At 66.4% G+C, this 5,115-nt stretch carries 4 protein-coding genes; 2 read left to right on the top strand and 2 right to left on the bottom strand.

What is annotated here, in order from left to right:
• Positions 1–53 precede the first annotated feature (53 nt).
• Positions 54–791: a metallophosphoesterase family protein gene (locus ACTIFJ_RS14820; RefSeq protein ID WP_439534883.1), complete on the bottom strand. Its 738-nt coding sequence runs from the start codon at positions 789–791 to the stop codon at positions 54–56.
• Positions 788–1,738 carry a diacylglycerol/lipid kinase family protein gene (locus ACTIFJ_RS14825; RefSeq protein WP_439534884.1) on the bottom strand — a complete coding sequence of 317 codons (951 nt, stop codon included), beginning with the start codon at positions 1,736–1,738 and terminating at the stop codon, positions 788–790. Before ACTIFJ_RS14825 ends, ACTIFJ_RS14820 begins: the two co-directional genes overlap by 4 nt.
• Positions 1,739–1,876: 138 nt before the next feature.
• Here ACTIFJ_RS14825 and ACTIFJ_RS14830 point away from each other — a divergent pair, with 138 nt between their 5' ends.
• Positions 1,877–2,908, top strand: coding sequence for a Rieske 2Fe-2S domain-containing protein (locus ACTIFJ_RS14830; protein WP_439534885.1), 1,032 nt, complete (start codon positions 1,877–1,879; stop codon positions 2,906–2,908).
• Between the two features lie 19 nt (positions 2,909–2,927).
• Positions 2,928–5,115: TonB-dependent receptor (locus tag ACTIFJ_RS14835; RefSeq protein ID WP_439534886.1), on the top strand; the 2,188-nt coding region annotated here is incomplete at its 3' end.

Below are 5,115 nucleotides of genomic sequence, written 5' to 3' on the forward strand. Positions count from 1 at the left end.
CCCCCCCCCCCGCCGGAGGCGTCCGGTTATCGCCGGCTAAATGTCGGTGCCAGCTACAGCCGCACGTCACGGGCGCCGAGGCGGTGGGCGATGACCTCTATCCGGCCTGAGGAAAGGCGGATTTCGTTGAATGACGGGGGCGCAAGGCGAACGCGTTCCGACAGCGTGCCGGCGCCGATCAGGCGGACGCCGGAGGAGTGCGCAACGTCGAACGGATCATGGACATGGCCGGTGAGTACGGCGTCGACGCCGGCGGCGGCCAGGGCGGCAAGAGCACGCGGGCCGTTGCGGGTGCGTGACGTGGTGCGTGTATCGGCTTCGACCAGCGGGTGGTGGGCGATGACGAGGATCGTGTGGCCGGGCGGGGTCTGGTTGATCTGGGCCAGCGACTGGTCGAGCGCGGCGGTGCTGACCTTGCCTTTCGACCAGTTGAGCCGGAGCTGCGCCCGGGCGGTGGTCTTGAGAGGCACGATGCCGAGCCCGGGGATCTGCAGCGGCTGGCTGACGGTGCGCGCAAGCCGCTCATGGCGGCGATAGGGGCGGACGAGCCGCGACCAGGGGTTGAAATAGGGCAGATCATGATTGCCGACAGCGACGCTGACAGGGCGGCCGAGCGATTGCAGCCAGGCGGTGGCGGCGGCGAACTCGTGCGACCGGGCGCGCATGGTCAGGTCCCCGGTGATGATGACCGCATCGGGCTGTTCGGCATGGGTGCGGGCCAGGAACCAGTCGAGCGCCTCGGGGTCGGCGGCGCCGAAATGGATGTCGCTGGCGTGGAACAGGCGGATCATTCGGCGCTCTCCGGGGCATGGCGCGTGGCGAGGAAGGCCTTGCGGGTCAGACCGCCGGTGATATCGATGCCGGGCTCGAGCATCACCGGTTCGCCGTCGAACAGCGCCAGGACTGGCCGCCTGCCCTTGACGCGCAGCGCGGCTGCTGCGGCGGCATCGACGGCGCGCGCCGCGACCATCTCGTCGGTCAGCGATTTCCAGCCGAGTTCGGCGATGGCGCCCCAGCCCCGCGCGTCGACGGCGCGAACCTGCAGCCGCTCGGCGCCGGGCGTGACGAACACCGCCTGATAGCCGCGACGCAACCGGGAGGCACCGGCGATGCGGACGCCGCGGCCGAAGGTGCGGCCCCAGGCGAGGCGGACCGCGCGCAGCAGCGTGCGCAGGCGATTGGCCCGCACCGCCTCGCGCGCCAGGTACCAGCTGGCGGCGGGGCCGATGATCAGCCCGACGAAGGCGCGGTGCGGTCCGGCCTCGATGTATGGCAGGGCGACGGGGCGGGCACCGGTTTGGGCGGCGGCGATGATGGCGTGGGGGTCGAGACTGTCGTGCAGCGATTTGGCGAGCAGGTTCATGGTGCCGCCGGGCAGGATAAGGAACATGCCCTGCCAGCCGGCGAGGTGGCACAGTGTGGCGTTCACGGTGCCATCACCGGCGAACAGCACTAGAGTGTCGACGCCGGCGGCCTCGAGAACGGCGGGATCGGGCAGAGGCTCGTCGGGGAAGGCGGTGCGCCCGGCGAGGATCAGCCCGTCCCGCGCGAACACCTCGACCATCGCCTCGCATTTTTCGTGCGTTGCGGTTCCCGAGTTCACATTGGTGACGAACCACAAGCATTTCATGGCGGCTGAACGGCCGAGGGGAGGCACTGTTCCGTGCAGGGTGGCGTGCAGCGACAGGCTGGTGCCAAACGGTCGCGGCAGCGCCACTATGTTTGAAGCAATGACCATATTTCAGTGTGTTACATGCTGATTGATGGTTTGAATGATATTGACAGCGGACTGAATCTCCCTAATATTCGAAAAAATATTCGAATATCGAAATACATAAACAGCCTATTGAAGACCTGTTCTGGGGAGGACTTGGGGATGTGGCCGCTGCAGCCGGGGTATGACTACCCGCGTGACCAATGGTATGTGGCCGGGTGGAGCCGTGAGCTGAACAATGAGCGCCCGGTGGAGCGCTGGTTCCTCGGCGATCCGGTGGCGCTGTATCGGGACACGGACGGCAAGGCGATTGCGCTCGAGGGGCGCTGTCCACACCGCAACTATCCGCTGGCCAAGAGCATCATCCGCGGCGACGCGCTCGAGTGCGGCTATCATGGCTTCACCTTCGGGCCGGACGGGCGCTGCGTGCGGATTCCGAGCCAGGAGGTGATCCCCGCCGTCTGCCGGGTGAAGGCCTATCCGCTGGTGGAGAAATGGGAGTGGCTGTGGATCTGGATGGGCGATCCGGCCAAGGCCGACGAGAGCCTGATCCCCGACCATGACGAGATGCGGCTGATCAGCCCCGGTTGGGTGGCGGTGCCGGCGCTCGACCGGGTGCTGAAGTGCCGGCCGCAGCTGCTGCACGAGAATTTGACCGATATCTCGCACCTGGCCTTCCTGCATTCCGGCACCATCGGCACCGAGGCGATTGCCGCGACCAAGGTGGAGGTAACGCAGAACGAGAATTTTCTGCGCGGCAGCCGGTTTATCCCCGACGAGACGCTGACCGGCTTCTTTGCCCAGGTGCTCGGCTATGACGGGCCGGTCGAGCGGCTGGTGCTGATCGATTTCTATGCGCCCTCCGTCCATGTCGCGCTGGAGAGCTTCCGCAAGCCCGGCGGCGAGGTGATCGGCGAGTTCCGCGTCCATCATGCGGTGACGCCGGCGGCGCCGGACCGGACCAATTATTTCTTCGCCTGGTCGCGGTCCTTCGCAATTCAGGACCAGGGGCTGACCGACACGATGAACAGCGTGTTCGCCGGCGCGATCCAGCAGGATGTCGAGGCGACCGAGGACATCGAGCGGATGGTGGCGGCGATGGCGACGCCGACCGAACTGCTGGTGCGGGCCGACGACCATTCGATCCGGGCGCGGCGGTGGATCGAGAAGATGATCGAGGCCGAACGGGCCTGACATAACAGGGGAGGATGCGATGAGGGGTTTGTGGCTGGCAGCGACGGCATTGTCGTGCGGGGTTGGCGGGGCGGCGCATGCGCAAAGTGCGGCGATCGAGGGGGACGAGATCATCGTCACCGCGCAGAAGCGGGCACAGAATCTGCAGGATGTGCCGATCTCGATCGATGTCGCTTCGGGGGCCTCGCTGGCGGCGCGGCAGACCGACAATGTCACCAAGCTGGCGACGGTGGTGCCGGGGTTCGAGTTTGCGCGGGCGCCGTCCGACAGTCCGGGGATCACCTTTCGCGGCATCGGCACGGCGGCGGGCAATGTCGCCTTCGACAATTCGATCGGCATGTTCGTCGACGGGGCGTTCATGGGCAATGTCCGACTGTACAACCAGCCGATCTTCGATGCGCAGCGGGTCGAGCTGATCAAGGGAACGCAGAGCACCTTGCTCGGCAAGAACACGTCGCTGGGCGGCATCTCGGTGGTCAACACCCAGCCCGGCGACCGGCTGGAGGGACGCGCCGAGATCGGCGGCGAGGTGCAGAATGGCGGCTTCCTCGGCGACGGCGCGATAACATTGCCGATGAGCGAGACGCTGAGCCTGCGCGTCGCCGGGCGGGTGACCTATGACCGGGGCTGGCTGCTCAACGAAACGACCGGGCAACGGGTGCCGACCGACACCAATTGGGGGGTGCGCGGCATATTGAAGTTCACGCCGAACGACCAGCTGACGGTGCTGCTGTCGTACCAGCACAGCGACCAGAAGCGCGTGGGCAGCGCCAACCAGATCTCCGACCTCGGCCTGGCCGGGCTCGGGCTGGGGGCGGGGCCGTCGGTCGGGCCGGTGACCTATGGCAGCAAGCGCAAGCAGTCCTTCAGCTCCAGCCCCGAGCTGCGCGGCGGCGACGATTATTACCGGACGACGATCGACCTGCCGGTGGGGACGGTGACCTATGACTTCGGCGAAGTGGAATTGACCTCGATCACGTCGGCGGCGTGGTTCGACAATATCAGCAATTCGGACTTCGACTTCGACAATAAGGACGCCAACCTGTTCCTGCGCTCGGAGAGCTACAGCCAGTTCTCGCAGGAGCTGCGGCTGGCGTCGAACGGGGACAGCCGGCTGAACTGGATCGTCGGCGGTTTCTTCTTCACCTCGAAGTGGGACATGCTGCAGCGCAATGTCTGGGGCATTCCGGACTTTCCGCCCGGCGATGCGCTGGAGGGACAGCTGTTCAACGGTAATTATACCAATGACTTCCGGCAGAAGACGACGGCCTGGTCGGGGTTTGGCTCGCTGGCGTGGGAGGCGAGCGAGGCGCTGACGGTGAATGTCGGGTTGCGCTATACCAATGAGCGCAAGCGGGTCGATTTCGGGCGCACCAATGAGGCGCCGTTCACGCTGTGGAATACCGTGATCAACGCCCCCTTCCCTTTCCAGCGGCTGGCGCCGTTCGAGGATAATCTGGTCGCCGGCAATGCCTCGATCCAGTATCGGGTCAGCCCGGGGCTGATGCTCTATGCGGCGGCGTCGCGCGGCGGCAAGGCGGGCGGTTATGGCGAGTTCCAGAGCGTGCCGCTCGATCCGGTGCTGGGGACCGGGAACCCCAATGTGGATGCGCTGATCGGCAACGAGCGGGCGAACTCCTATGAGGTCGGGTTCAAGGCCGATGCGTTGGACGGGGCGCTGACGCTGAATGCCACCGCCTTCTGGATCGATGTGTTCGGGTTGCAGCAGTTGCAGTTCACGGCCGACGGGCTGTTCGTCTCCAGCAACGACCGGGCGCGCTCCAAGGGGGTGGAGGGGACCTGGTCGTGGCAACTGGTCGAAGGGCTGACCTGGAGCGGCGGGGTGACCTGGGCCGATGCGGCGCAGCTCAATCCCGAGCTGCGGCTGTCCCAGTCGCCACGCTTCTCCGGCGCCACGCGGCTCGACTGGCGGATGCCCCTTGGCAATGACATGGCGCTGACGCTGGGCGGACAGGTGAAGCACCGGAGCAGCAAGTTCAACCAGCTTGGTGAGGGTCTGTTCACGCCGCGCTTCACGACGCTGGCGCTGAATGCGCGGGTGGACGGGCCGGACGGCTTCTTCCTCAACGTCGCCGGCGAGAACATTACCAACGCGGTGGGCGCGGACTTCGGCTTTGCCGGGCCGGACCCGTTCGTGGCGGTGTTCGAGACGCTGGCGCCGCTGCGGACGATCCGGATTTCGGTGG

The sequence above is a fragment of the Polymorphobacter sp. genome (assembly GCF_051860865.1).
Taxonomy (GTDB): domain Bacteria; phylum Pseudomonadota; class Alphaproteobacteria; order Sphingomonadales; family Sphingomonadaceae; genus Sandarakinorhabdus.

Bases quoted from the DNA above. Each gene is read 5' to 3' on its own strand.
- ACTIFJ_RS14820 (WP_439534883.1), bottom strand. From the start codon at position 791: ATGATCCGCCTGTTCCACGCCAGCGACATCCATTTCGGCGCCGCCGAC.
- ACTIFJ_RS14825 (WP_439534884.1), bottom strand. From the start codon at position 1,738: ATGGTCATTGCTTCAAACATAGTGGCGCTGCCGCGACCGTTTGGCACC.
- ACTIFJ_RS14830 (WP_439534885.1), top strand. From the start codon at position 1,877: ATGTGGCCGCTGCAGCCGGGGTATGACTACCCGCGTGACCAATGGTAT.